This window comes from Calditrichota bacterium, from assembly GCA_020637445.1.
GTDB lineage: Bacteria > Electryoneota > RPQS01 > RPQS01 > RPQS01 > JABWCQ01.
This window is the reverse complement of record JACJVZ010000001.1, coordinates 854,869-881,039: the sequence shown is the minus strand read 5'-3', so window position 1 is coordinate 881,039 and position 26,171 is coordinate 854,869. Positions and strand designations below refer to the sequence as shown.

Annotated in this window: 26 protein-coding genes and 1 tRNA gene; 1 reads left to right on the top strand and 26 read right to left on the bottom strand. The window is 52.8% G+C overall.

What is annotated here, in order from left to right:
* Positions 1 to 22: 22 nt before the first annotated feature.
* From rdgB to H6507_03470, 23 genes are all read right to left on the bottom strand, one after another.
* Positions 23 to 634, bottom strand: coding sequence for an RdgB/HAM1 family non-canonical purine NTP pyrophosphatase (rdgB, locus tag H6507_03580; protein ID MCB9368173.1), 612 nt, complete (start codon positions 632 to 634; stop codon positions 23 to 25).
* Positions 635 to 638: 4 nt separating this feature from the next.
* Positions 639 to 830 (bottom strand): hypothetical protein, encoded by a 192-nt coding sequence (locus H6507_03575; GenBank protein MCB9368172.1) that lies wholly within the window; start codon positions 828 to 830, stop codon positions 639 to 641.
* A 407-nt stretch (positions 831 to 1,237) separates the two neighbouring features.
* On the bottom strand, positions 1,238 to 2,143 hold the full coding sequence (locus H6507_03570; GenBank protein ID MCB9368171.1) for an FG-GAP repeat protein: 906 nt from the start codon (positions 2,141 to 2,143) through the stop codon (positions 1,238 to 1,240).
* A 32-nt stretch (positions 2,144 to 2,175) separates the two neighbouring features.
* Positions 2,176 to 2,796, bottom strand: a complete 621-nt coding sequence (locus H6507_03565; protein MCB9368170.1) for a hypothetical protein — start codon at positions 2,794 to 2,796, stop codon at positions 2,176 to 2,178.
* Between the two features lie 449 nt (positions 2,797 to 3,245).
* On the bottom strand, positions 3,246 to 3,746 hold the full coding sequence (locus tag H6507_03560) for a hypothetical protein (protein MCB9368169.1): 501 nt from the start codon (positions 3,744 to 3,746) through the stop codon (positions 3,246 to 3,248).
* On the bottom strand, positions 3,739 to 4,338 hold the full coding sequence (locus H6507_03555) for a sigma-70 family RNA polymerase sigma factor (protein MCB9368168.1): 600 nt from the start codon (positions 4,336 to 4,338) through the stop codon (positions 3,739 to 3,741). The genes H6507_03560 and H6507_03555 overlap by 8 nt, the downstream gene beginning before the upstream one ends.
* 3 nt (positions 4,339 to 4,341) lie before the next feature.
* Positions 4,342 to 5,427, bottom strand: coding sequence for a DNA polymerase III subunit delta (holA, locus tag H6507_03550; protein ID MCB9368167.1), 1,086 nt, complete (start codon positions 5,425 to 5,427; stop codon positions 4,342 to 4,344).
* The gene (locus H6507_03545) at positions 5,402 to 6,169 is read right to left on the bottom strand and encodes a gamma-glutamyl-gamma-aminobutyrate hydrolase family protein (GenBank protein ID MCB9368166.1); all 768 of its coding nucleotides are present in this window, start codon (positions 6,167 to 6,169) and stop codon (positions 5,402 to 5,404) included. Before H6507_03545 ends, holA begins: the two co-directional genes overlap by 26 nt.
* 11 nt (positions 6,170 to 6,180) lie before the next feature.
* Positions 6,181 to 6,972 carry an undecaprenyl-diphosphatase UppP gene (uppP, locus tag H6507_03540; protein ID MCB9368165.1) on the bottom strand — a complete coding sequence of 264 codons (792 nt, stop codon included), beginning with the start codon at positions 6,970 to 6,972 and terminating at the stop codon, positions 6,181 to 6,183.
* A complete protein-coding gene (locus H6507_03535; protein ID MCB9368164.1) occupies positions 6,969 to 8,588 on the bottom strand; it encodes a hypothetical protein in 1,620 nt (539 codons plus the stop codon). Before H6507_03535 ends, uppP begins: the two co-directional genes overlap by 4 nt.
* Positions 8,581 to 10,404, bottom strand: a complete 1,824-nt coding sequence (gene glmS / locus H6507_03530; GenBank protein ID MCB9368163.1) for a glutamine--fructose-6-phosphate transaminase (isomerizing) — start codon at positions 10,402 to 10,404, stop codon at positions 8,581 to 8,583. The genes H6507_03535 and glmS overlap by 8 nt, the downstream gene beginning before the upstream one ends.
* Before the next feature lie 50 nt (positions 10,405 to 10,454).
* Positions 10,455 to 11,996: a glutamine-hydrolyzing GMP synthase gene (guaA, locus tag H6507_03525; GenBank protein ID MCB9368162.1), complete on the bottom strand. Its 1,542-nt coding sequence runs from the start codon at positions 11,994 to 11,996 to the stop codon at positions 10,455 to 10,457.
* Positions 11,993 to 12,766: a 5'/3'-nucleotidase SurE gene (gene surE / locus H6507_03520; GenBank protein ID MCB9368161.1), complete on the bottom strand. Its 774-nt coding sequence runs from the start codon at positions 12,764 to 12,766 to the stop codon at positions 11,993 to 11,995. The genes guaA and surE overlap by 4 nt, the downstream gene beginning before the upstream one ends.
* Positions 12,763 to 13,626, bottom strand: coding sequence for an acetyl-CoA carboxylase carboxyltransferase subunit beta (locus tag H6507_03515; protein MCB9368160.1), 864 nt, complete (start codon positions 13,624 to 13,626; stop codon positions 12,763 to 12,765). Before H6507_03515 ends, surE begins: the two co-directional genes overlap by 4 nt.
* Position 13,627: 1 nt before the next feature.
* Positions 13,628 to 14,107 (bottom strand): ribosomal protein S18-alanine N-acetyltransferase, encoded by a 480-nt coding sequence (rimI, locus tag H6507_03510; protein ID MCB9368159.1) that lies wholly within the window; start codon positions 14,105 to 14,107, stop codon positions 13,628 to 13,630.
* Positions 14,094 to 14,960, bottom strand: a complete 867-nt coding sequence (gene folP / locus H6507_03505; GenBank protein MCB9368158.1) for a dihydropteroate synthase — start codon at positions 14,958 to 14,960, stop codon at positions 14,094 to 14,096. Before folP ends, rimI begins: the two co-directional genes overlap by 14 nt.
* Positions 14,947 to 15,507, bottom strand: coding sequence for a GTP cyclohydrolase I FolE (folE, locus tag H6507_03500; protein ID MCB9368157.1), 561 nt, complete (start codon positions 15,505 to 15,507; stop codon positions 14,947 to 14,949). The genes folP and folE overlap by 14 nt, the downstream gene beginning before the upstream one ends.
* Entirely contained in the window at positions 15,488 to 16,117 is a 630-nt protein-coding gene (locus H6507_03495; protein ID MCB9368156.1) for a PEGA domain-containing protein, read from the bottom strand. Before H6507_03495 ends, folE begins: the two co-directional genes overlap by 20 nt.
* On the bottom strand, positions 16,114 to 17,826 hold the full coding sequence (locus H6507_03490; protein ID MCB9368155.1) for an ATP-dependent zinc metalloprotease FtsH: 1,713 nt from the start codon (positions 17,824 to 17,826) through the stop codon (positions 16,114 to 16,116). Before H6507_03490 ends, H6507_03495 begins: the two co-directional genes overlap by 4 nt.
* Positions 17,827 to 17,990: 164 nt before the next feature.
* Positions 17,991 to 18,560, bottom strand: a complete 570-nt coding sequence (gene hpt / locus H6507_03485) for a hypoxanthine phosphoribosyltransferase (protein MCB9368154.1) — start codon at positions 18,558 to 18,560, stop codon at positions 17,991 to 17,993.
* Positions 18,538 to 19,857, bottom strand: a complete 1,320-nt coding sequence (gene tilS, locus H6507_03480; GenBank protein MCB9368153.1) for a tRNA lysidine(34) synthetase TilS — start codon at positions 19,855 to 19,857, stop codon at positions 18,538 to 18,540. Before tilS ends, hpt begins: the two co-directional genes overlap by 23 nt.
* Positions 19,850 to 20,707, bottom strand: a complete 858-nt coding sequence (locus tag H6507_03475; protein MCB9368152.1) for a class I SAM-dependent methyltransferase — start codon at positions 20,705 to 20,707, stop codon at positions 19,850 to 19,852. The genes tilS and H6507_03475 overlap by 8 nt, the downstream gene beginning before the upstream one ends.
* A gap of 93 nt (positions 20,708 to 20,800) precedes the next feature.
* A tRNA-Met gene (locus H6507_03470) sits at positions 20,801 to 20,874 on the bottom strand.
* A gap of 236 nt (positions 20,875 to 21,110) precedes the next feature.
* Here H6507_03470 and H6507_03465 point away from each other — a divergent pair.
* Positions 21,111 to 22,079: a GDP-mannose 4,6-dehydratase gene (locus H6507_03465; protein MCB9368151.1), complete on the top strand. Its 969-nt coding sequence runs from the start codon at positions 21,111 to 21,113 to the stop codon at positions 22,077 to 22,079.
* Here H6507_03465 and H6507_03460 read toward each other — a convergent pair.
* Genes H6507_03460 through rny form a run of 3 tightly spaced genes read right to left on the bottom strand, consistent with a single transcriptional unit; the run spans position 22,076 to position 26,008 of the window.
* Positions 22,076 to 23,638 carry an amidohydrolase gene (locus tag H6507_03460; GenBank protein MCB9368150.1) on the bottom strand — a complete coding sequence of 521 codons (1,563 nt, stop codon included), beginning with the start codon at positions 23,636 to 23,638 and terminating at the stop codon, positions 22,076 to 22,078. The genes H6507_03465 and H6507_03460 overlap by 4 nt on opposite strands.
* Positions 23,635 to 24,459, bottom strand: a complete 825-nt coding sequence (locus H6507_03455) for a TIGR00282 family metallophosphoesterase (GenBank protein ID MCB9368149.1) — start codon at positions 24,457 to 24,459, stop codon at positions 23,635 to 23,637. The genes H6507_03460 and H6507_03455 overlap by 4 nt, the downstream gene beginning before the upstream one ends.
* Positions 24,437 to 26,008 (bottom strand): ribonuclease Y, encoded by a 1,572-nt coding sequence (gene rny, locus H6507_03450; GenBank protein MCB9368148.1) that lies wholly within the window; start codon positions 26,006 to 26,008, stop codon positions 24,437 to 24,439. The genes H6507_03455 and rny overlap by 23 nt, the downstream gene beginning before the upstream one ends.
* Positions 26,009 to 26,171 lie beyond the last annotated feature (163 nt).

Below are 26,171 nucleotides of genomic sequence, written 5' to 3'. Positions count from 1 at the left end.
CGCCGAGCGGGGATTAAGCGCGTCAGCGCGGTTCCCCGCCGGAATCTGTGAGCAATAAAAATTCCAACAACCTCTTCATCTTGTCTACCGCTTGTCCTCGATGGGACAGGCGGTTTTTTTCGGCCATTTCGAGTTCGGCGAGCATTCTTCCATCTTCCAGCTCAAAGATCGGATCGTAGCCGAAGCCTTTGTTGCCTCGTCCTGTCTCGGCAATTCGGCCAAGCAGGATTCCCTCGACACAGTAAAGCCCATCGTCTGTCTTGAGGGCGATCACGCACTTGAAGTGTGCCGTCCGTTTGTCGCGGGGAACTTCACTCAAGTCTCTCAGGAGTTTTTCACAGTTGCTGGCGTAGGTTGCACCGGGGCCTGAGTACCTTGCGGAGTACACTCCCGGCGCTCCGTCCAGTGCATCGACCTCCAGTCCGGTGTCATCCGCCATCGCCCAAAGTCCCGTACCACGGGCAGCTTCCGTTGCTTTCTTAATCGCGTTACCGATCAGGTCTGGCTGGTCCTCGACGGTTTCGGGAAGAGATGAAAACTCCGCGAGGCTCAAGAGTTTCACGGGCACCCCCGTGAATTTCTCCTGAATCTCGCGGAGCTTATCCGCGTTACGAGTAGCGACTAAGAGACGAATCGGCTTAACCGTACACCTCGGTCTGATTGCACTTGCACACCTTGACCATCTTGGTGGTCTGGTTGCGGCGGCCCCCTACGGTCACGAATTCACGGACACGAACGGGGTGAAAAATCTCGTCACAAACCGGGCAGTGCGCGGCACCGGCGCCCTTCTTCTTCGAGAGCTTGTCGGTAAAGGTCTGTTTCTTTGCCATTTATATTTTCCTTTCGGGATTTTCGACAACTGGGAATATACTTGTTTTCATTGCCCATGTCAAGTCTAACCCGCCACATCCCCCGCAAGTTCCCCGGGTACCACCTCTTCCCTTCCGTCATCCTCTGTAAGGATCTATTCAAGCATGTCCCAAAAGCCAAGCGCAAATCGAAAGCGTTTTTGCACGTCATCATTCTGAACGAAGTGAAGAACCCCTCTGTTCGCCGTTGTGGGTCTCCAGACCCGCAATGCGCCACGTTCTCCGTCATCCTCTGTAAGGATCTATTCAAGCATATCCCAAAAGCCAAGCGCAAATCGAAAGCGTTTTTGCACGTCATCATTCAAGCTCTCGAGTCGCCCGGCAAAGGGGCACCCGCAGCGGGTGCCGACGCGGGGAAATGGATGTCCCTACTTCAGCAGTACCACCTTCGCCATCTGCGATTGCACTCCCGAAATCGCCCGCACAAAATAAACTCCACTCGCAAGCGCAGCGGGCGCAGTGTATGAAATCGTTGAAGCCGCAAGTCTACCGCGATAAATCACATCGACTTCTCGGCCAAGTAGATCGTGGAGCGAAACTTTTGTTTCAGAATGAAGCGGCGCTTCAAGTGAAATGCTTACAGTCGAGTTGAATGGATTCGGATAGACCGACACGTCAAGTTCGTCAGGCAGCTCGACAGGCTGTTCCTCCACCGGGACTTGCATTGCATGACCCGCAAGTACAACGGCCCGCCCGCGCCAACCGTCGAAGTCATTGTTGAAAGCGCCAAAGGCCACGTCGTCGAAGCCATCATGGTTAATGTCACCAACGCCCGCCGCAAAACGAATCCCAATCAGATTGTAGGGAGCCTGACGCCCCCAGATCGTCCAAACCGGCTGCTCATTCAGCCAGTGGTAACCCAAATACAGACTCCCGATTCCCCAATTGGGACACGTGGGGTTTACGATCAACACGTCATTGATTCCATCGTGATTGAAGTCTCCGGCGCCGGCAATCTCGGCACCGTAGTTGCGCGCATCGTCGAGAATCAGATCGCAAGCCGTGTCCAAAGTGAAATCCGGATATGAAGAGATTGAATCACCGCCGAGAAACACATTGTAACTGCCCGGACCACCTCCGCCAAACAAAATCAAATCGTCCTTACCGTCGCCATTCAAATCGGGAACTATATCAATGTGTGTGTGCTGGCCTGTTACGGGGACTTCTTGATCCGGGAGAGTATCGGGTGACATACTTCCGTGATAGACATACATCCGCGTCGTATTGCCGCCATACACGGCTGTAATGAAATCGTCAATTCCATCCCCATTCAAGTCTCTGTGTGTGCGAGGTAGAGCTTTTTGAATTAGCGCTCCGCTGTGTAAGACAAGGTCCGGAATCGTATCAAACGGCAGTCCACCAAAAAATATCTCCGTGCTGCCCCCCCCCCAATAACGCCATCATACCGGACGAAGTCATCAAATCCATCGCCATTGAAATCGCCTATGGGGTACTTTGACGTTTCTGTATCTCTTCGTTGTCCGTTCCAGACGACATCCGGGATGGTGTCCATGTCCGGACCACCGAAATAGATCTTGATATTACCCGTCAGCATGACATCCGTAAACCCGTCCCCATTGAAATCCAACGTCCAAATATCCCCCGTCCAAATTCCGTCCGGTGGGGTGTCAATACGTAGGTAAGGTTCCGTACTCGACGGGTCGCCGCCATGAAAGAAATCAATCCAAACACCGTTCTCCGTACCCTGCGGACCAACTCCAAACGCTTGCACAGCAAAGTCATCAAACCCATCCAGATTTTGATCACCCAACGGCAGAATCTCTCGACCGTACCGTGAGCTGTCCCCTTCACCGTCCCGCTCCCAAATGATCTGTTGGGCATGGGCAGTCATCCTTCCCCAAAAAACCAAAACCGCGAACCCCACCCGCTTCAGAAGATTGAATGCAGATGAAATTCGCGGTTTCATAACGGCCTCAGAAGTGTGATTGCCTGTTTTCTGCAATCTACTTTCGCAAACTCAAAAAGTCAACTTGTCCAGACTTTTCTCTGATCTCCCCCCATTTCTGCCGCAGAAATGGGGGGATTAAGGGGGGATCCTGACTTCATACTTCTACTCGCCGAGCGGGGCCTGCGCTCGAACGCAGTGAAGTGATTTAGCGTAGCGGTTCCCCGCCGGAATCTGAACTCCGCCTTCACGATTTACTCGCGGCGGCACCCGCTGCGGGTGCCCCTGATCGCCGAGCCGGGTTAAGGTCTTCCGCAACCCGGCCGGAATCTGATTTTTCGATTTGGGATTTACAGTTTCATCCTTTGTCCCTAATTCTTTCCGCCATCCTTCATCCTTCCGCCTTCATCCTTCAAAAGAAAACGGCGACCCAACAAGTCGCCGTTTTCTTAGAACTCGATTCGGAAAACTTATCTTCCGCCGGAACCACTTACCGTCTGATACTGACCTTCGGGTAACGTTCCCGGCTTGGTCTTGTCCTTACTGGTGTCCTGCTTGGATGCAAGCTGCTCAGACTCTTCGGCAATCGTTGTGGACTGCGCAGGCGTCTCATTGGACTTGGCCATTTCAGCTGGCTGTTCAATCGGTGCGCCGCTGGTTTTCACCTGCGAGGGCGTTCCCGCGACATTCGCCGGGCTGACTCCCGGAATAGAACCAAAGTTAAATACAAATACTGCAATCACCATCGCGGTGGCGAAGCCTACTCCGGCTCCTAACCAACCCATGCTCCAACCGGAGCGTGTCCCACCTACCGGGTTGCCGGCAAGCCTGCGTTCAAGTCTAAAATCAAAACCTACAGGACAATTTGCTTTGGGCAGAGATCGCAACGCGTCACGCACCTTCTGGTGGTCCCGGCTGATTTCCGTTTCCACATTTCCATGATTCATCGCGTTGTTGTCGGAATTAGTCACGATCTGACTCCTCGTTCGCCAAAAACTTTAAAACTTGTTGCAAGCGGGTTCTCCCTCTGTTCACCCGAGATTTGACGGTACCTAGCGGCACCTGTAACACTTCTGCTATCTCTTCATATGAGAGATCCTGCACGTCTCTGAGCAAGACGGCTTCTCTAAAATGATACGGAAGTTTCTCGATCTCGCGAAGGATCAGTTCCGTACGCACTCTTCCATCCACTTCCTTCTCGACGTCGACGCCCTGATCTTGAATGTCGTAGTCGCGTTCTTCGTTCCCTTTGGAACTGATCGAGAAGAAATTTCGAACTTTGCGCCGCCGCAATTCGGTCTTGGCTAAGTTCGACGCAATCGTATAGATCCATGTCGAAAACTTCGCCACCTGGTGATAGCGGTGCTTGTTCCGGTAGACCCGTACAAAGGTCTCCTGAACCACGTCCTCGCTGAAGAGGGTATCCCCCAGCAGCCGGACCACAAAGTTATAGAGCGGGTCACGATACCGACGAACAATCTCGTCAAATGCCGCAGCATTTTCCTGCTGAAACGCGGCTATAAGTTCTTCGTCGGTTTGCGACGCTATCGGCTTGTCGTTCATCGCCTACCTGACATACTCCCATTGATTAGCCAAGGTTCCGGAGGTTCCGGTCTTTTTTCCAGCCGTAGCCAGCCACAACCACTCGAACATAAATGGCCTTACAGATGAGGATTTTGATTTTGCGTGCATCTCTATTTGAAGGAGATTTAAAAGCAAGTCTTGTACTTGATGGTCACCAATTCGTCTTGATGCACTAATAAAACTTGATTTTTTAAATACTTGCCCACCAAGGACTAAGCGGAACTCGTCGTCACTTGCCCGCCGTGCGGCCAATCCACCGCAAATCCAGATTCTGGATATGGTCGAACGCAAACGACCCAAAAGAGCTAATTCTTCCATGCCTTTGTCCAACAGCTCGCGGGCCTCTCTTAATACTCGGGAGGCATTCCCGTCCAAAAGAGCATCGTCAAAGCCGAACATGTCGACTTCAGCCGTGATTCCCGTGGCGCGCATGGCCATCTCAATTGTTATCTCTTGTTCAACCCCTGAGTAAAGTACGAGATGGTCCAGTTTGGCTTTCAGGTCTCTGAGCTGAGACGATGAACTCTCAATCAGATAATCTACGGCGTTACTTGCGATGGATTTCTTGCTGTCAGTGACAAAGCTGCGAATAAACTTTGCAATCTCATCGCTCTTTAGATCAAAGAACCAATAGCTATTCGGAGTATTCTGCAACGCGGCCTGCTCACGCTTGTTGGGCCTTCTTTCAAGCGGCTGCACAAACAAGAGCGTTGTCGTCGGCGATGGGTTCGCTGCGTAGCGCTTCAGCAAATTCTGCTTTGCTTCATCTTTCCGGCCGCTTTCCGGATCGTGCAGAACAACCACGCGCCGCTCGCCGAACATCGGCAAAGCTACCAACTGCTCATTCAAGTCGCCTGCGCTGACTGCGGACGCTTCCGCTTCAAAGAAATCAAAGTCCGCTGATGCGCCTTGCAAAAGATACTCAAGCACCAGATCTTTTGCTTCGCCGAGTGCATACTCCTCCGTACCGCCCAGCATGATCACTGGAGCGACGTCCTTTTTCGCGATGGCCTTCTTCAGGCTGCGAAAAGCAGGAAGAGCTTCAGCTAACCAGCTCGAGCTGTTCACGACTGCAAGCCTTGACAAAATCATTGAACAGCATTTTCTGCTGTTCTGAGTTCCGCATTCTTTCCGGATGCCACTGCACGGCGATCAGATAAGGGTGTGATTCGTGTTCAAACACTTCTATCAAACCCTCTTCCGACCTTCCGACGGCGCGCAGCCCATTTCCCAACTTGTCAATGGTCTGATGGTGAAAACTATTGACGTCAATCAACGTCTCGCCAAGTATCTTGTGTATCATACTACCTTGATCAAGCGTCACTTGGTGTGCAACCGTTTGCGAACCCGGAGTCTGCAGGTGATGAACCGGCCCTAACTTGGAGGGAATGTCTTGAACCAGAGTTCCACAGAGCGCGATATTGATGACTTGAAAACCCCGGCAAATGGCGAAGATCGGTTTCTCGCGCTTCAAAAAAGCATCGAGAAAGCGGAATTCGAATTCATCGCGTTCATCGACCGGCTGCTGCTCCGTCGGTTCGAGCGTCTGGCCATAATGTTTTGGGTGAACGTCCACCCCACCGATTAGAACGAGTCCGTCAATATGATCAGCAACACGTTCTATCTGCTCTTGGTCGGAAGTGAATGGAATCAAGAACGGCATTCCGCCGGCGTTTTCTACGCCTTCGGTGTAATTCAAATCACAGAATACGATACGGCCCGCTTGCGCAAATTTGCGCGAAGGATCAGGACCTGCAAAACCGGGAGATATACCCACAACCGGACGGGAGTTTTCAGAAAGTTTCAACATCAAAATCTAAATCATTTTCCAGAAATGTTCAAAAAAACAAACGTCAAAATAGAAACGGCAACACAGTAGATTCCAAAAGGACGGATTATTCCGCGACTCAAGAGTTTCAGCAGCCACGCTATGGCCGCGTAACCCACAACGAAAGAAACCACTCCGCCCACAAGCATCACGGGATCGGCAAGCGAACTCAAGTCGGCTTCTTTGAGCTGAAGTACACCCGCTCCCCCAATCGCGGGAATCGCCATCAAGAACGAGAAGTTCGCTGCCGCGGCAGGCATTACTCCTCGTGTCATTCCAGCAATAATCGTCGAACCTGAACGTGATACGCCGGGCAGAATCGCCACGGACTGCGCGCAGCCGATTAAGAATGCTTCAAAAAAGCTCAGACTCTCGAATTCGCGAGTCCCCTTCGTCCACCGAGTGCTAACAATCGCGAGAATTCCAAACAGGAACCACATCAACGCAACAAAAAGCGGATCGCCGAAGGCTCCCTCGATCGCGTCTTTGAATGCGAGACCGATCACAACGGCAGGCACAGTTGCAATACCAATCAAGACAATGGTGCGAACAGCCTGCGCGCGCGCGGAGCCAAAGAGTCCAGTCACGAGGGACAGCAGTTTCTTTCTATAGTAGATAGGAACGGCGGCCAACGTCCCCAAATGCACCATGATGTCGAAGGTCAGCAGCGGCTCACGGAAACCCAGCAAGTTTTGAAGGACTACAAGATGTCCAGAACTCGAAACCGGCAAAAACTCAGTGAGCCCCTGCGCAATGCCAAGTATAATCGCGTCCCAGTAGCTCACTTCTTGACCGGATGAAACTCTTCACCGTCAAATTGAAGCATCCTGGCGAGGCTATTTTCGCCGCTTGCAGAGATGTCCACTGAAACGGCAGCACCGCTGAAATTCCCTACTTCACGCGCGGCATCAACGAAATCCGCACCGCTTGCAAACTGCCTTGAGAATGCCGCAGAAACAAAGTCCGCAGCATCGATTCCTAAGAGTTCCCATGGACTAACCTCGAACTCGAGTTCGTCCTTGATGGATTCATATAGTTCCGTGTAGCGATCGGCAAAGGGCAACAGGGGAACGACGACGTACATATCCTCGGTTATTGTGGTCTGCGTCAAAAGCGAGCGTTCGTCCAACCAAGAGCTGTTGCCAATCAAGGTCATCCCGTCTGGAATTCTTCCCAATTGACTGCAGTAATTGTTGATTTGTTCTCCCGGCACCGAAAAGAAGAAAGCCTCCGGTCCAACACTTGTTGCGGCAAGCGCGCGCGTGCTAATCTCGCCTTTGCCGTCCGGCCCAAGAAGTTTTTCGCGTTCTTTGCGTGACAAGACTGTTTCGACAAGCTCACCGCCGCGATCAAGCCTATCCGGAGCCGACATCACGTCGTAGAGCTCGGGTCGAATACTGCTCGCGCCAGCTGGATATTCAACTTCGGCGTCAAGTACCAGACCAAAGTCCTCGCACCGCTCAAATCCGCTCTTTTGAGCTGCGCCCAGGTCACTGGTCGGCGTCAACATGATGCCATGGCGGATTTCAAGGTCGTTCGCGGCAAAACGAGCAGCATGTGCAGCCTGCGATTCCTGACTCGCAAGAAACTCGACCATTCCCGTGGAAAACGGAGCCAGAGATCGTGACGTGCTTGTTAGCTTGAGGATTGGAAAGTCATGCTCCGCATTGGCAATTGCAATTGAAGTCGCCGAACCTTCATCACCCGCGAAAATCAACAGGTCATAGCCGTCTTTTGCGGTTTGGTCGAGCGTTTGCACCGCGGAATATGCGCTGCCTGCTCGCACAACGTCCACATCGTATTTGTCAATGTGACTTGCCGCAAGTTTGAAGGCAGACTCCAGTTGATCCGGTGCCGGATCACCAACGTCAGGGAATGCCAGGAGCAACCGCACTTTGGGACGGTACTCTGATCCCTGCACGTCCCGCATGGTTGCAGCCTTGCTTTGCGGAAACAGGTACTCTTTGGGATCGAATTCTGACCGTTCCTCCAAGATACTTTGGGCCCGGCTGGACAGGCGAGAGTCGTTCGCGCTGTCCGCACACCATTGCAAATCATCGCGCGACTCGCTTAGATTGCCCAGTAAAAACTCACTCTCTCCGCGGGCGAAGCGAGCGTATTCGTAATACTCACCAGAGGGAAAAGCCTGCAGCAATCGGTCGGCGCCCCGGCCTGCCCGTTCGGGTTGTCCGGTAGCAAGGTTAATCCTGACAAGCAAATAGAGTGCAGCTTCAAGCTCGCCTCCGCGCCCCGAAAGCAAAATCGTTTCTGCCGACCGGCGCGCACCTTCAAAATCTTTGGACTCGAAAAGGCCAATCGCTTGCCGCAATTCCGGACTTTGAGATGCGAACACCTGTGCGGCAAAAAACAGGCAGATCAGACAACTGACAACTCTATTCAACTGTGACACTCTTGGCAAGATTTCGGGGTTGGTCCACGTCGCATCCGCGATGAACGGCCATGTAGTAGGAAAGCAGCTGCAGCGGTACAACCGTCAACAAGGGGGTCAAAAGCGGGTCCGTTTCCGGAACATACAGTACCTCGGTGGCGCGCCTTGCAACTTCCGTATCACCTTCTGTGGCGATCACCAAGACTTGACCTCCGCGGGCGCGCACTTCTTCTATATTGGAAAGTACCTTTTCGTACGTCCCATCTTTCGTCGCAATAAACACGACCGGCATGTCATTGTCGATCAACGCGATTGGACCGTGCTTCATTTCAGCGGCAGGATAGCCTTCGGCGTGAACGTACGAAATTTCCTTTAGCTTTAGGGCGCCCTCAAGTGCAACGGGGAAATTTAGTCCACGGCCAAGATACAGGAAATTGCGGCTGTCTTTGTAGCGATGCGCGATTGTTTCGATGCGCTCACGCGAAGCAAGTATGCGGGAAATCTTGTTTGGAATGTTCTTGAGCTCTTGAACTAATTCACGACCGCGCCCGGCACCGACGCGACGGCTTCTGCCCATCTGAAGCGCCAGCATGAACAGCACGGTAATTTGTGACGTGAAAGCCTTAGTCGACGCCACACCTATTTCCGGTCCGGCATGAAGAAAGATTCCAGCGTCCGTTTCACGCGCGATGGACGAACCTACAACGTTGCAAATACCAAAAACAGGAGTACCGTGCCGTTTCGCCTCGCGAATTGCCGCGAGCGTATCGGCAGTTTCACCTGATTGAGAAATCGCAAAAGCAACTGTCCCCGGTTCAAGCACCGGCGAACGATAGCGAAACTCCGAGGCGTATTCCACCTCGGCGGGAATACCAGCAAGCTCCTCGATCAAGTACTCGCCGACCAGTCCTGCGTGCCAACTTGTTCCACAGCCAAGAAACAGCACTCGCTTGGCATTCTGAAGAGTCTCTCGAACCGCAGTCATGCCGCCAAATTTCACTGTTCCTTCGTCGAGCAAAAGGCGGCCGCGCATCGAATCCGCGACGGTCTGCGGCTGCTCGCAAATCTCTTTTAACATGAAATGTGAGAATCCGCCTTTTTCGATAGCGGCGATGTCAAACGTGATCTGCTCAAGCTCCTTGTCTATAGGCTCATCGGCCAGATTGCGGTAGACGACCTTTTCCGGAGTAATAATCGCGATTTCACCATCCTCGAGATACGTCACGTCGCGCGTAAAATGCAAAAATGCGGCTGGATCAGACGCTACAAAATTTTCGCCATCTCCGTGGCCTATCACCATCGGCGATCCCATACGCGCAGCGATGATCATTCCCGGGTGGTTCTTGTTGACAATCGCAAAACCGTACGTCCCTTTAACGAGCCGCAAGGCTTTTGTAACGGCCTCCGCAAAATCACCGGAATAGAGTTCCTCTATCAGGTGCGCGACGGTCTCCGTATCCGTCTCAGTTACGAACTCGTGCCCGGATTTGCCCAATTCGTGCCTGAGGGCGTTGTAGTTCTCGATGATCCCGTTGTGTACGAGTGCAATGGATTTATCTTCATCCGTATGCGGATGCGCATTGACTTGATTCGGCACGCCGTGTGTCGCCCAACGCGTATGCCCAATTCCGGACTTACCCGACAGTGACGATTCGCGGACAAGCTGCTCAAGATTCGAGACTTTCCCCGAATCTTTTACAATATTCAGATTGCCGTTGACGACCGCAACTCCTGCAGAGTCGTAGCCCCGGTACTCCATGCGTTTCAACGCGCCAATCAATATTGGAGTAACTTCACGCTGTCCTGTGTAGCCGATAATTCCACACATAGTTTGGCTCCTGCTTTACCTGATTCGAATCGAAACGAGGTTACAAGGTTCTATTCCCACTCCACGGTTGCTGGTGGCTTAGTACTGATGTCGTAGGCCACGCGATTAATGCCGCGCACTTCGTTTATGATGCGTGACGCGGTGCGGCCCAGAAGTTCGTAAGGAAGGCGGGTAAAATCTGCCGTCATGAAATCGTCTGTATTGACCGCACGCAGCACACACACGCTTTCATAGGTTCGTTCATCGCCCATAACACCGACCGACTTAACCGGCAAAAGCACCGCGAATGCTTGACGGGTTTGTTCGTACCAATTGGCTTCGCGCAACTCCTGCATAAATATGGCGTCGGCTTGCCGCAAAATATCGCAGCGATCCTTCGTCACCTCGCCAATCACGCGAACGCCCAATCCCGGTCCCGGGAACGGATGACGGTGAGTTATTGCGCGTGGAAGCCCCAAGAGTACCCCGAGATTGCGAGCTTCGTCTTTGAACAATTCGCGCAAAGGTTCTATGAGTTTCAGATGCAACGACTCGGGTAACCCACCGACGTTATGATGTGACTTGATGGTCGCGGACGGCCCTTTTACCGATACGCTTTCAATGACGTCGGGATAAAGTGTTCCTTGAGCAAGAAAAGTCACTTCATTGTGGCGGGCCGCTTCTTCCTGGAAGACTTCAATAAACAGACGGCCGATGATCTTACGCTTTTGTTCCGGTTCCAGCACTCCTTTGAGTTCATTGTAGAATCGGTCGGCGGCTTCCACAACTTCAAGAGAGATGTGACCATGTTCTCTAAAAGTTTGTTCGATCTGCTCCCGTTCGCCCAGTCTGCCCAATCCCGTGTCAACATAAAAACATAACACCTGACCGGGGATTGCGCGATTCAGCAACATGGCTGTCACCGCCGAGTCCAGTCCGCCGGAAAGTGCGCAAAGCACATTCTGATTACCTACTGTGCGCCGGATGTCCTTCGTCGCTTCTTCGATGAAAGACTCCATGCTCCAACCTCCGGAGCAGCCGCACACGTTAAACGCGAAGTTTCTTAGCAGGGCAGAACCTTCAGGCGTGTGAGTCACCTCAGGGTGAAACTGGACGCCGAACGCACCAAGATCTCGATGGCAAACCGCCGCGACAAGCCCGGACGTACTGCGACCCATGAGAGACAAGGGTGCGCGCACTTCTTCAAGATGGTCGCCATGGTTCATCCAAACTTTCATCGGCTTGTTGATGCCGTCAAGAAGCTCGCTCTCAAGCGAATATTCCACTTCTGCCGGACCGAACTCACCGGCCCTCCCTTTCACCACGGGAGTACCGAAATGTTGTCCGATCAACTGCATTCCATAGCAGATTCCCAGAATCGGTAGGCCGAGATCGTAGACTTTCTGATTCGGAAAAGGCGCGCCGCTCGCGTGTACGCTTGAGGGGCCGCCTGACATCACAATTCCTTTCGTCTCGGGCGTGGCGATTTCGTCAATCTTTGCGTTATACGGCAAAATCTCACAATAAACCCCATGCTCGCGCAGCCGCCTCGCGATGAGTTGTGTTGTTTGACCGCCGAAATCGAGAATTGTAATTCGCTCAGGATGTCTCATGAATTCGCCAAAGGCAATAGCAAATCCGACCAATTGCCGAGCTGCTGCAAGGCCGCGTGATTCGTCAAATCAAAGTGAATGGGTGTCACAGCCACATATCCTTCGGTGAGAGCCGTACCGTCCGTATCCGTTTCATTGAGCGGAAGTTTGTGTCCGTCCATCCAGTAGTACGTTCTGCCACGCGGATCATTGCGCTTCAAGAACGTCTCTTTGAAGCGTCCTTGACCTTGGCGAATAACTTTGATGCCGCGAATACGCTCCGTGGGCAGCGCCGGGACGTTGACGTTTAGCAATGTTCCTTCGGGCATACCGTCCGCCAATGCTTGCTGCGCGGCGCGGCGAGCTATTGCCGCTGAAGGTCCAAAATCTTCGTGGGTAAACGAATCCAGCGAAACAGCCATCGCGGGTATTCCGTTGATTGCTCCCTCCGTGGCCGCGGATACAGTTCCGGAATAGATGATCGATATTCCAGTATTTTCGCCGCGATTGATTCCGGAAATCACGAGTGCAGGCGTTTCAGGCAAAAGTTCGGACAATGCCAATTTTACGCAGTCAGCAGGACTCCCGCTCACCGCAAACGATCGAAAGGCGCCGCCAACCGTCATATCCGTCAGCCGGATTGGTTCAGCGATCGTAATCGAGTGTCCCACTGCCGATTGCTCCCTATCGGGAGCCACAACCCAAACTTGTCCCAAATCCGCAACAGCCCGCACCAACGCGTGCAAGCCGGGCGAATGAACTCCATCGTCGTTCGAAATAAGTATAATCACGCTGTCTCTGCCGGTGCCGGCATAAATGCTTTCAAGAAATGAGTAATTGTCGGTTTCAATTCGTTCCGTTTAACGATACGATCGAGAAATCCTTTTTCGAGCAGGAACTCGCTGCGCTGAAAACCCGGAGGCAAATCTTGTCCAATCGTTTGCTTAATCACACGCGGTCCAGCAAAACCAATTAATGCGCCGGGCTCCGCGATAATAATGTCTCCGAGCATCGAGAAGCTCGCCGTGGTGCCGCCCGTCGTGGGATTTGTGATTACCGAGATATAGGGAAGTCCCGCTTCGTCAAGCTGCGTTAGTTTTACACTTGTCTTGGCCATTTGCATCAGGGACACCATCCCTTCCTGCATACGCATTCCGCCCGAACGAGATACCAAGATCAGCGCGCGCCTTTCGTCAATTGCTTGATCGACGGCCCGCGAAATCTTCTCTCCCACAACACTGCCGACGCTTCCCCCCATAAACGAGAACTCCATAATTCCCAATTCCACGGGGAAGTGGTTGACTTCGCACGAGCCAATCGTTATCGCGTCGTTCTTGCCTGTTGACTTGATTGAGGAAACAACTCGGTCGCTGTATTTCTTTGAATCTTTGAATCCCAACGGATCTTGGGGTCGAAGATTGCCGTCGCGCTCAATCCACGTGCCTTTGTCAGCAAGCATATCGATGTAATCTTCAGCAGGCATCGCAAAGTGAAATGAACACTTCGGACAAACAAGCTGGAGTTTTTCGAGTTCTTTCTTAAAGACAATTTCTCCGCAAGAGTCACACTTCACCCAAAGCGTATCCTGCGACGTCTTCTTCTGTTCGGGAGAAATTACACTGCGTTCGCGGCGAAACCACTCGAGTGCCATTCTATTCTCCTTCTGCTCCGTCGGAGCGTTCTGTTTTCCGGACGCGCCGGTGCATGACCAACGCGTCTTCTCCGTCATGATAATAACTCTTGCGAATCCCCAATTCTGCGAAACCGTAACGCTTGTACAAGGCGCGCGCGGCTTCGTTGGATTCGCGGACTTCAAGGTACACGTCTTTCATCCGTTTGCCAACGGCCCGTTCGAACACGTAGTCTAAAACCCGAGAAGCAATGCCGAGCCGGCGGACGGATTTCGCGACCGCGATATTCAAGATGTGAATTTCGTCAAGAACCCACTGTGTCACGATGTAACCAACGACCCTACCGTCGGCGATTGCGACCCAGCTCGTTCTGTAGAGAACGATAAAATTACGAAAGGCCGCCATCGACCATGGATCAGCGAATGACGCGCGCTCTATGGCCAAAACATCCGGCAGGTGATCGGCGGTCAGCTCTGCAATCGAAACATCAGTCGTGTTCATGAACGATTTCCAAATAGCGGTCACAGATGTCTGAAACCTGCCTCATTTCCGCAACGTCATGCACGCGAAGCACGTCCGCTCCGTTGAGGATCGCAATGGCAACAGCAGCCGCCGTCGGGAACTGCCTTTGGGAGGGAGCTGCCGCCGAAAATTCCGCGGTGAAGGCTTTTCGTGAAGGGCCTATCAAGACTCCTGCTGCCAGTGTCCGAAATTCCTTGATCGCGTTCAACAATTGGTAGTTGTGAATAAAGGTCTTGCCGAAACCTATTCCGGGGTCTACCAGCAAGTGGTCAACCGCAATGCCTTCAGCTTTCGCGCTGCGCACAGAGTCGAGTAAAGAACTCTTTACTTCTGATACCACGTCCCGATACTGTGGGCTATGCTGCATTGATGCAGGTTCACCTTGCATATGCATCAGAATCAAGCCTGCATGGTATTCAGCACACACGACCGCGAGTTCAGAATCGCTTCGCAATCCGGATATGTCGTTGACAACGTCCGCACCCAGCGCCAGACAATTGCGAGCAACTTCACTCGAGCGAGTGTCGATTGATATTACAGCTTTAGTTTCGGGACGCAGCGACTCGAGCAATGGAAGCAGGCGTTCAAGCTGCACTTCTTTGCTGACGGGGTCGCTGCCCGGACGAGAGGATTCTGCTCCAAGATCGAGAATTTCCGCGCCGGATTCCGCGAGCTTTAATGCATGTTCACAAGCTCTGTCTGACTCGAGAAACTTCCCACCATCCGAAAATGAGTCGGGCGTAACATTGACAATCCCCATCAGGCGCGTCCGAACTCCGAGCTCGATTGCTCCGCGTCTGTGGCAAAAGAACCTTGACTTAGACTTTTCCATCCATGAGCAAAAGAGCTTCCATGCGCGTCGCTTGCTTAGACAACGCACCGCGCACTGCCGACGTCACCGTCCAGCTGCCGTGTACTTTCTCGCCGCGCATCATCAGACAAAGGTGCTGTGCCTTGATCACGACAAACGCGCCCATCGGCTGCAGCTTGTCCATCAACACGTCGGCAATCGCCGTGGTCATCGTCTCCTGCAATTGCGGGCGCTGTGACAGCACGCGGACAACTCGTGCAAGCGAAGAGAATCCGGTCACTTTGTTTTCTTTCGGAATGTAGGCAATCGAAACAAAACCCCAAAACGGCAACAAATGGTGCTCGCACATCGAATAGAAAGGGATGTCCCGGTGAATAATCATCTCCGTCGTGTTGTCAGTCGGATAAAGCGACAACTTTTCGGCCGGGTCAGCGCCAATGCCTGAAAATATCTCTTCGAACATGTCGGCAACCCGGGTCGGAGTTCCCTGCAGGCCATAGCGCGCTGAATCTTCACCAATTGCCGCAAGCAGCTCTCTTACCGCGGCTTCAATTCTCGGCTTGTCCATTTATCTGCCTTTCCTTCGGCGCAAGCGTAAAGACGAGAACTTCTTCCGCTCCGGGTTTCAACTCGACGCGACGGGCAGCTTCTCCGACAATCCCAAATCCGTTTTTCGCCACGGAGATAATATGGGTTCCCGGTGTTAAGTCTTTTAGCACGTTGTCCGTCTTGAACTCGGTCGGCACACCGTCGAGTACAATCGTAGCGCCCTCAATATTGGAGTGAACTTGGATATTGCCGTGCCGCTGCTGAAGAGCCAGAAACATCAACACGACCCCCACGAAAACCATCAACGAAATCAAAAGAATATTGTTTCTTACTTGCCGTTGTCCGACTTCAAGCTCTTCGATGTCGACAGGAATTTGTTTGTCGCGTTCGTCGGCTTCTTCCTCAGTGATCCACTCAAGCTCGCCGTCTTCATTTTCAATCTGCTTGTAGTCCCCGCGTGCCCGATAGAATTTCTGAATCTCCTCATCGATAATACGCTTGCGTTCAAGCTCGTCAATCGTCGTCAGCTTGACTTCGGTGGATTTTTCTTTGGACTTGAGTTCCTCGCGCGCTTCAAGTTCGCGGCGAACCAAGTCACGCAAGCGTTGCTCTTCGCTGTGATCTATCACGAAGCTTCCTTGCCGTTTAACTGCGGAAGGTCAAGTAATGTGCGGATTTCGTCGCCCCCGAGCGACTCTTTTTCGACCAACGCCACGGCGAGCTTATCGAGCCGTGCACGTTCCTTTACGAGAATTTCGCGGGCACGGGTTTCCGCACTCTCGACAATTTCCCGTACGGATTGATCGATTGCATGTGCCGTTTCGTCGCTGTAGTCTTGGTTGACCGTATAATCGCGGCCAAGAAAAACCTCTTCCTGCTTCGTGCCGTAAGTAATGGGACCGAGTTTTTCACTCATCCCCCATCGCGTGACCATGGTCTTGGCGATTTCCGTCGCACGCTTCAGGTCATTTGCTGCGCCCGAAGTGACTTCGTCGAAAACTTCCTGCTCCGCGACGCGTCCGCCCAACAGCGTGGAGAGCTGTCCCTCAAGGTAGCGGCGCGAATAACTTCGCTTGTCGTCGAGCGGAACGAAATGGGTTAACCCGAGTGCCTGACCGCGGGGTATGATCGTTACTTTGTGCACGGGATCGACTTCCGGAGAGAACATAGCAACAAGCACGTGCCCCGCTTCGTGATAGGCTGTCACGCGTCTCTCTTTTTCCGGAATCACGACGGATTTGCGCTCTATGCCCATCATGACCTTGTCTTTTGCCGCTTCCAAATCTTGCATCATCACACGGTCGCTGTCGCGGCGTGCGGCAAGCAGCGCGGCTTCGTTCATCAGGTTGGCCAATTCGGCACCGGACATTCCCGGAGTACTTTTGGCAATGACTTCAAGATCAATGTCGTCGCCGAGTGGCTTGTTTTTCGTATGGACTTCGAGAATCGCAAGCCGACCTTTCACATCCGGCCTGTCTACGACTATCTGGCGGTCGAACCGGCCCGGACGAAGAAGCGCCGGATCGAGAATATCCGGACGATTCGTGGCGGCCACGAGAATTACACCGTCATTCTCCTCAAAGCCGTCCATCTCAATTAGGAGCTGATTCAAGGTCTGCTCGCGCTCGTCGTGTCCACCTCCCAATCCGGCACCGCGATGACGTCCCACAGCATCAATTTCGTCGATGAAGATAATGCACGGAGCATTCTTCTTTCCAGTTTCGAAAAGATCACGTACCCGGCTTGCGCCTACACCGACAAACATCTCAACGAACTCCGCGCCGCTGATCGAGAAAAAGGGCACGCCCGCTTCGCCCGCGACAGCTTTCGCGAGCAAAGTCTTGCCCGTTCCCGGAGGACCCAAAAGCAATACGCCGCGCGGAATTCGGCCGCCGACTCGCACAAATTTTTTCGGGTCGCGCAAAAAGTCTATGATCTCACGCAGCTCTTCTTTTGCCTCATTTGCTCCGGCTACGTTTTCGAATGTGACCTTCTGATTCGATTCTGAGTAGACCCGAGCTTTGCTTTTCCCGAACTGGAAAAGCCCTTTAGGTCCCATGTTCGACATCCGGCGCAACATGATTATGCCAAAGCCCAACAATAGAAGCCACGGCAGGACACCAATCAAGTATTGACCGATGTCAGGTCTCTTGACCTTGAAATCAAGCTGCACTCCCGCGTTCTCCCACCTTTTCAGGAGTTCACTGTCGATCGTGGGTGGAAGAGTGACCACAAACCGCGATCCGTCTTTCATTTTGCCATGGAAAAGCTGATCGCGAATGATACCTGACTGTACACGGCCATCAGTTATGGCTTGTTCAAACGCATGATACGGCATCTGTTGTTCCGCCGTTCGCTGCGTCACTAATTGCGCGACGACTACCGACGTCAGCAGAATCAGCGCGAACACGTAGAGCAATCGCGTAACTTTGCGCCGTTCGATGCGAGTTTCGTCGTCGTCAGGGCCGCGGCCCTTGGGAAACTGTGATTGTTTGTTAGAGCTCACGATTCCTCAGGTTCGTCCAGAATATAGAGGTCAGGCAAATGTCGACCTGTTCCCGCATAATCCAATCCGTATCCGATTACAAACTCATCAGGCAAATCGATCGAAACAAAATCCACATGCACACCTGAATGGAGTGATTTGGGCTTACGAAAGCACGCGGCCATACTTAAACTTTGGGGATGTCTAACTTTTAAGAAGTCGCGCAGAAAGTCCCACGAATTCCCCGTGTCCACGATATCGTCCACGAGTATTACATGACGATCGCGAATCTCCATGTCAATGTCCTTGATCAGCTTGATCTGACCGGACGTCATTCCGTCGCCATAGCTTGAGAGCTTAATGAAGTCAACCGTACACGGCAGATTGGCGGCCCGCACGATGTCGGCCATATACACGAAACATCCAGTCAGAACGCCGACAAAAACCGGGTTCTTGCCTTTAAATTTTACGTGAATGTCTTCGGCGGTCTTGAGAACCGCCTTCTGAATTTCATCTTCGGGAAGGAACTTTCGGAAACTCCGCGGGGGGGTTCCGGTGATGATCTTATCCGGATACTTGCTGGTCACAGTGTAAAATTGATCTCCATGAAATCTTCAGTGACGGCTCTTGCGCTCGCGGCTGCACATCTTCCCGTACACCCAATCCGGGTACGGCGACGATAACATCGTCGCAACAGAGCACCGGCCATTGCTTCCGTACTGAGGGGTGAACACCTGCCTCGGATAACCAATCGGAGATTTTGCGAGTGCGGCGCTTTGCAGGGCAAAAAGTCTCGCCGGGCTTCCAGGCTCGGACATTCCACTCGCGACAATTAATCTCACAAACTCCGGAAGTGGTTTTGCCCAGAGCGTCGGGTGTCCACACGAAATCACTATCGCTTTGCCCAAGTGTGAAATCGTTCTCTAATCTTCGCTGCACCCACAAGTGGCGGCCAGTTCGATTCAGCGAGAATCCGTCTCCCAACTCTAAGACGGATTCCCCTCCTTTTGACTTGATGAACTCGAGACATTGCCTCCGGAGTGGCCCATCCAAACGAAACTCTTGGGCTTTTCCAAGCCCCTCAAGGGCAGTTTCCACGGCCAGAAAATCTAAGTCTTCAAGATACAAGTTTTTCGGCAAATCCTCAAGGTGCTCAACATGACCCAAAATATCTTTTACGCTATTGTTTTTATTAGCTTTTAAGAGTCTTCGCGAGAGGGTCTGTAGCTTTCGAACTGCCTGACCGTGCTTGGAAAGCAGATCGAGCACATCGGCCCGATCCTGCTCAAAGTAGGCAATCGCACCGCGAGCCCGCACTCTTGGAAATCTAGAGTCGCAGTTCATTGGGTCGTTGTGCCAAGCATCTTCTGTATCTAAAACTGCTCGCAACTGTCTCCGGTCAAGTGACAAGAATGGCCTGAGAATTCGTTCGCGCCGGCCAGGAATTCCCGTTACTTCGAACCAGGATGAACCTTGCTCCAGTTTCATCCAAATCGTTTCCGCATCGTCATCCTTTGAGTGCGCCGTCAAAATGAAATCGCAGCATGATTCGGTACGCAACTCCTCAAGAGCTCGATATCGCAATGATCGCGCGCAGGCTTCAACGGATTCTCGCTTGCGTGTCAGATGAGCAGGAACGTCGACTCGTTTCATGGCAAATGGAACTTTGAGTTTCCCCGCAAAATCTCGGACCAGTCTGCCGACTTTTTCAGACTCAGGCTGCAGCATATGGTCAATATGCGCGCAGACGATTCGGTCGTGCCACTCCTTTTGCTCGGCAAACCACTTCAGCATCGCCAGAGAATCTCCGCCGCCAGACACAGCCAGCAAGAGTCGCTGCTTTGCATCCAATGGCAAGAGCCCATTGTTTACAGCACTATTCACCGGGCTTAACCGCTCGAAAGAGTAGCGATCCTGCAAATCCAAGCCTGATGCGTTCAGGTACGGAACGACCCTTCAGGCCATAAGCGACTTTCCAAAGGGCCATGCCGACTAAGTATCGAAACCTGCGCCACGGGCGCGTAAGTCTTCCGATCGCTTTGACATTATTCCAAACCCAGAAACGACCATTCAAGGACTCGACGAAGGACCAGCCCGGGTGTAGTTCAATTTCGGAAAATCCCGCTCGTTTGAACACTTCCGTAAGTCCTAAGTGGCTCATGTGAAAATACGAATTGGCATGATATGCTTCGAGAAACGCCGCCGAACCGACGAGAGTGCCGCCGGGTTTCAAAACTCGGAAGATCTCGCGTGCGGCCTGAAAGGGATTGTAAAGATGTTCGAAGACTGCGGTCGACACAACGATGTCGAATTGCGCGTCATCGAAAGGCAACTCATGTCCATCACACACCACATCGGTGTAAGGCCCCGGATAAATGTCAAAACACACGAGTTGGTAGCCGGCTTTCTCCAACCATTTGCGGTCCCCACCGTCGCCGCTGCCGTAGCTCAAGACTGTCTTGCCGCTTGTCTTGTCCAGCATTTGCCGCAACGGCCCGGTATTCCAATGGCTATTCGCCACGTCAAGATCCAGTGCGCTCTCGGAAACCTGGTGTTTAAGTATCTCAGCTGTATCGAGAGGAGAACGCTCGCTGACAAACACGGGAAGTCCCGTTGCTTTGTGCAAGGGAAACTCCGCTCCACAGGATTCGCAGTGATATCCGCTATCCGTTGCAGTCAACGGCTTCTTGCCGCAAACTACACAAATAAGTTTCGGCCAATCCGATTTGTTCATGCCAACCAAATTTTCATTGTTTCTTAGTCCAAGCTCACTAGCCCCTGCAAAACAAAAGCCGCCGGTGAAATCCCGGCGGCTTGGCGCTGTTTGTAGCGGAGGAGGGACTTGAACCCCCGACACCAGGATTATGATTCCCGTGCTCTAACCAACTGAGCTACTCCGCCCCGCAGACGGCCCACATTGCTTGCCGTCCAGAAACCACAAATTTACAACCATCTGGGCTATTTGTCAAGTTCCCTGAAGTATTCCGACAGCCATGTGAAAATTTTAACATTTTGTTAATTATAACCTTAAATCGAAGGCTCTGGGAGTCACACAAGACATTTGCGCCGAATAGCAAAAACCCGCTATCTTTACTGGCCCTCCTCTTGCATGAGTGGGGGTTTCATTAACCCAGATGATGAAGAAAATCCTGCTTACCGGCGGCGCCGGATTCATTGGTTCACACGTTGCAGAAGCCCTGCTCGCTCAGGGAGCATCCGTGTGTGCGTATGATAGTTTTGACCCCTACTATCCGCGCAGCATAAAAGAACAGAACATCAGAGACTGCACGCGAAATCCGTGTTTCACGCTCGTTGAAGCGGACATTCGCGACCGCAACATGCTCTCGGAGGTCATTCAGTCGAATTCGTTCGACGCAGTCGTTCATTTGGCCGCGCGTGCAGGCGTCAGACCGTCCTTGGAGCAACCTCAGCTCTATGCACAAGTAAATATTGACGCGACGGTTTCTTTGCTTGAACTATGTAAAGAAGCCGGGGTGCAAAAGATCGTATTTGCTTCAAGCTCATCGGTCTACGGCAACCGAGACGGCGGTCCGTTTCGCGAATCGGATAATACGGATCATCCCTTGAGTCCTTACGGATCGACCAAAAAAGCGGGTGAAGTTATCGCGCATGTGTATTCCCACTTGTATGGATTCTCAATCGCCTGCCTGCGCTTTTTCACAGTCTATGGGCCCCGTCAACGGCCCGATCTCGCAATCAGGAAGTTCGTGAGAAAAGCAATTCGCGGCGAATCGATTCCGATGTTCGGCGACGGCAGTTCGCGGCGCGACTACACCCACATTTCCGATATCGTGAGTGGAATTCTTGGCGCGCTGGCGTGGGTTGATCATTCCGACGGACGCTACGGAATTTTTAACTTGGGCTCGAGTTCTCCGATTGAACTCAGGCAACTGCTCGCAGGAATTGAAGCTGGAATTGGGCGACCGCTAATAATCGACAGACTTCCTACTCAACCCGGAGACGTGTTTCAGACCTTTGCCGACACGACTCTCGCCGAGCGTGAGCTCGGATTCCGTCACGACATTAAGTTTGAAGACGGACTGCTCGATTTCATCGAATGGATGAAAGGCAATGACTTGAGCTAACTAAGCTCGTAAACAGTTTTTCCGTCGACTATTGTCCGCGTGACTTGCAGCCTATGCAAATCACGCGGTTTTGTTTTGAAAGGGTCGGCTGTCAACACGCAAAGATCCGCGGCGAATCCCGGTGCAATTTTTCCCACCTTATGTTCCCAGCCTGCCGCATAGGCCGATCCTTCAGTGTATGCCCGCAGCGCAGTTTCCACCGAAACACATTGCTCGGGTAGCCAACCACCTGCCGGAGTTCCATCCTTCCGCGTCCGCGTTACCGCAGCATGAATTCCGGCAATAGGATCCAAGGTTTCAATTGGCCAGTCACTCCCGAACGTAAGCAGCGCTCCGGCGTCCTGCAAACTCTTCCATGCATACGACGTCGCTTCGCGCTCGCTGCCCAACCTCCGAGTCACGAAACTCATGTCTGCGGTACAATGAATCGGCTGCATACTCGCAATGACGCCAAGTTTGGCGAAACGAGCGATGTCGCGCTCGCGTAGATGCTGCACATGCTCGATGCGCGGCCGCAATTCCGGCCCGATGCCGTTGGCGGAAGCCATTTCCACCGCGTCAAGCACGACGCTGTTCGCCCGGTCTCCGATTGCGTGCATTGCAATCTGATAGCCTTCCTTATGTGCGCTCCGAATAAACCTCGCCAACGGACCTTCGCGCACAAGCAACTCGCCTGTGGTGCTTGCATCATCTGCGTACGGTTTCCAAAATGATGCTGTTCTTGATCCCAATGCGCCGTCGGTGAACCCCTTGAAACACTTGAAACGGAACTTTTCGGAGTCGCGCATTTCAAACCGGTCTAGTTCGAAGTCGAAGGACTCGGTGACTTTCCACATATTTAGCTTGATGACCTGGTCGGCGGAAACCGCCACGGAAAGATACGCCTCGATTAAGTCGGGCCGAACGCTGGCACTCGCAGCAGTGATTCCAAGCGATAGTGCAAGGCTTTGCGCACGCAGAAACGCTTGTCGATAGTCTTCTCGAGACGGAAGAGGAATGACATCATCCACAAGTCCCGCGGCGTGTTCACGCAGCACCCCCGTGACCTTTCCATCTAAACCGTGTTCAATTATTCCACCGGGCGGGCTTTTGGTCGAACCGTCAATACGGGCCTTGATCAAGGCTTTCGAATTCGCTACCGCCGAATGCAGATCGTGAGTCCAAGCGAAAAACGGATAGTCCTGTGTCACTCGATCCAGATCGGTACGCGTGATAGTGATTTCTGTTTGCTCTATACCATGCCCAAGTATCCACGAACCGGGCTCGGGCTTGTGGCGCTCGATGTAGTCCGAGATTCGCTGCAAAGCCGCGTCCACAGAGTGCGCACCACCGAAATCTATCTGAGCCATCTGCAGTCCACCGGTTATCAAATGCAAATGCGCATCATGAAAGCCCGGCAAGACCACTTCATTCTCGGACAATACTAAGTCATCGGAGTGTTCTTGCGAAAAGACGCCTTTCTCAACCGATTCGATCTTCCCTTCGCTCAGCCTGAGACGCACGGGCTCAGTTCCATTTAGGCCGAGCCATGCTTTGCCGAGTATGGTTCGCACACTCATTCGCCCAGCTCTTTCTGAATCCTCTGAATGGCGAGTGCTTTCCCCGATTGCGGATCAGCATCAATCACTACAGCATGCAGCTTAATTTCGCCTTTTGCCACTCCGAATCGTCCGCCGCCCATTGGATGAAGAAAACGGTGCAGCGCGCTATCCGTGTCCATACCAATCACACCGGAATGCGGTCCCGTCATACCAACATCTGTCAAATATGCCGTTCCGCTTGGGAGTATCTGTTCATCTGCCGTCTGCACGTGAGTGTGAGTTCCGATAAGCGCTGTCACTTGACCGTCCAGATAACGCGCAAGCGCAAGCTTCTCCGCCGTCGCTTCAGCATGAAAATCAACGAAAATCAACTTGGTCTCTTCGTGCATTGTGTTGGCAAGCGACTGTGCAAGACGGAACGGATCATCCGACGGAGGCAACATTGCCCGGCCCATTAAGTTGATTACTCCCCAGCGCACACGAGGAGAAACTTCAATGGTAACGAAACCACGGCCCGGCGCGTCGGCGGGGAAATTTGCGGGCCTTAGAATGTGTGGGTTTTCGGCGATGGCGGAGTGCGCTTTGTCTCTGTACAACGTGTGATTGCCCCCAGAAAGTACGTCCGCACCTGCGTCGAACAACATGCGAATGATCTTTGGAGAAAGGCCTTTTCCACCGTCGGAATTCTCAGCATTCACGACGCAAACATCGACGGCAAGCTCACGAAGAAGCCCGGGCAACAGCGCGACGACCGCCTGTTGACCGGGCTCTCCATATACATCTCCGACAAACAACAGGCGACTTGCGCCCGCGGGCTTACTTGGCGAGACCTGAGGCAACGAATTCTCTCAATACGGTGACTTTGATTTGACCCGGATATTCGAGTTCTTCTTCGACTTTCTTCGCTATGTCCGTCGCGAGCATTTCGGCCATCGAATCGTTTACTTTCTGCGGCTCCACGATGATCCGAATCTCCCTGCCTGCCTGTATCGCAAAGGTCTTCTGCACACCCTTGAAACTCGACGCGATTTCTTCAAGCTGCTGCAGTCGCTTTACGTAGAGTTCCAACGTTTCACGCCGTGCTCCGGGGCGCGCGCCTGAAATCGCATCAGCGGCTTGTACCAATACGCCGATTGGCGAAATAAACTCCGTATCGTTATGGTGCGCCGCAATCGTGTTAATTACAATCTTCGGCTCACGATATTTCTTTGCCAATTCAACGCCGATTTCGACGTGTGTTCCTTCAGTGTAGCGGTCGATTGCCTTGCCGATATCATGCAAGAGACCTGCGCGACGCCCCATCTTGGCGTCGAAACCAAGCTGTGCGCACATCAATGCCGACAAGTGCGCGACTTCAACCGAGTGATGGAGAATATTCTGGCCATAGCTCGTGCGGTATTTCAGCCGCCCGACAAGTCTGACCATTTCGCGATGCAATCCAGTCACGCCCGCTTCAAGACAGGCGGCCTCGCCGATTTGCATCAGCTTCTCTTCCATCTCTTTCTCGATCTTTTTTACTAACTCTTCGATGCGCTGCGGATGAATTCTTCCATCCGCCATGAGTTGCTCAAGAGCGAGCCGCGCGATTTCACGGCGGAACGGATCGAACCCTGACACCACCACCGTTTCCGGCGTATCATCGACGATAATGTCCACCCCCGTCGCCTGCTCAAACGCGCGGATGTTGCGGCCTTCGCGGCCGATAATGCGGCCTTTGATTTCGTCGTTGGGAATATGCACCGCCGAGACGGTGCTTTCAACACTGTGGTCAGCCGCCGAGCGTTGAATTGCCGAGACAATAACTTCGCGCGCTTCACGGTTGGCCGTGGACTTCGCCTCGTCACGCATATTCTTGATCAGCTCAGCCGTCGCATTTTGAGCTTCGGTCATCAGGGATTCCTTGAGCTGCTCAAGCGCGTCGTCCTTAGACAACCCCGCTGCTCTTTCAAGTTCGGCCTGAGCCCGCTTCAACGACTCATCCAGCTCCGACTCTTTCTCGTCCAACTTCTTCTCTTTTTGAGTGTTTTGGCCAAGCAGCCGGTCCACTTCTTTGCGCTTCTTCTCAATCTCGTCACGCTGATTCTTGAGATTGGCGTCACGATCCTTTATCGAACGCTCCTGACGCGCAATCTCGTTCTTCGCATTGCGCATCTCGTCTTCAAGCGCCGTTTGCTGCTTTAACTGCTCCGCACGCAATTCAAGCATCTTCTCTTTGTACATCGTCTCGGCTTCTTTATGGGCGTCAGCGACGATGCGTTCGGCTTCTTGTTGAGAAGCCTTCAAGCGTTCTTTGGTTATCGAACGGCTCAAGAACCAGCCAATCAGGAATGCTGCGATGCCTGAGCCTGCGGCAAGCGCAACGACTAAGTATACATTTCCGTCGAACATGTGAAGGGGTCTCCCCTATTCTATATATAAAAAGAATCCCTACAGTGGCAGACGTGGTACCAAGAACCTGGTACGACACGGCGGGAATTCACCTGTACGGTTCTCACTTCCTCTATCCCACATCAACCGGAGCTGAGGGGAACCCGCTTGCACGGGCTTAGGC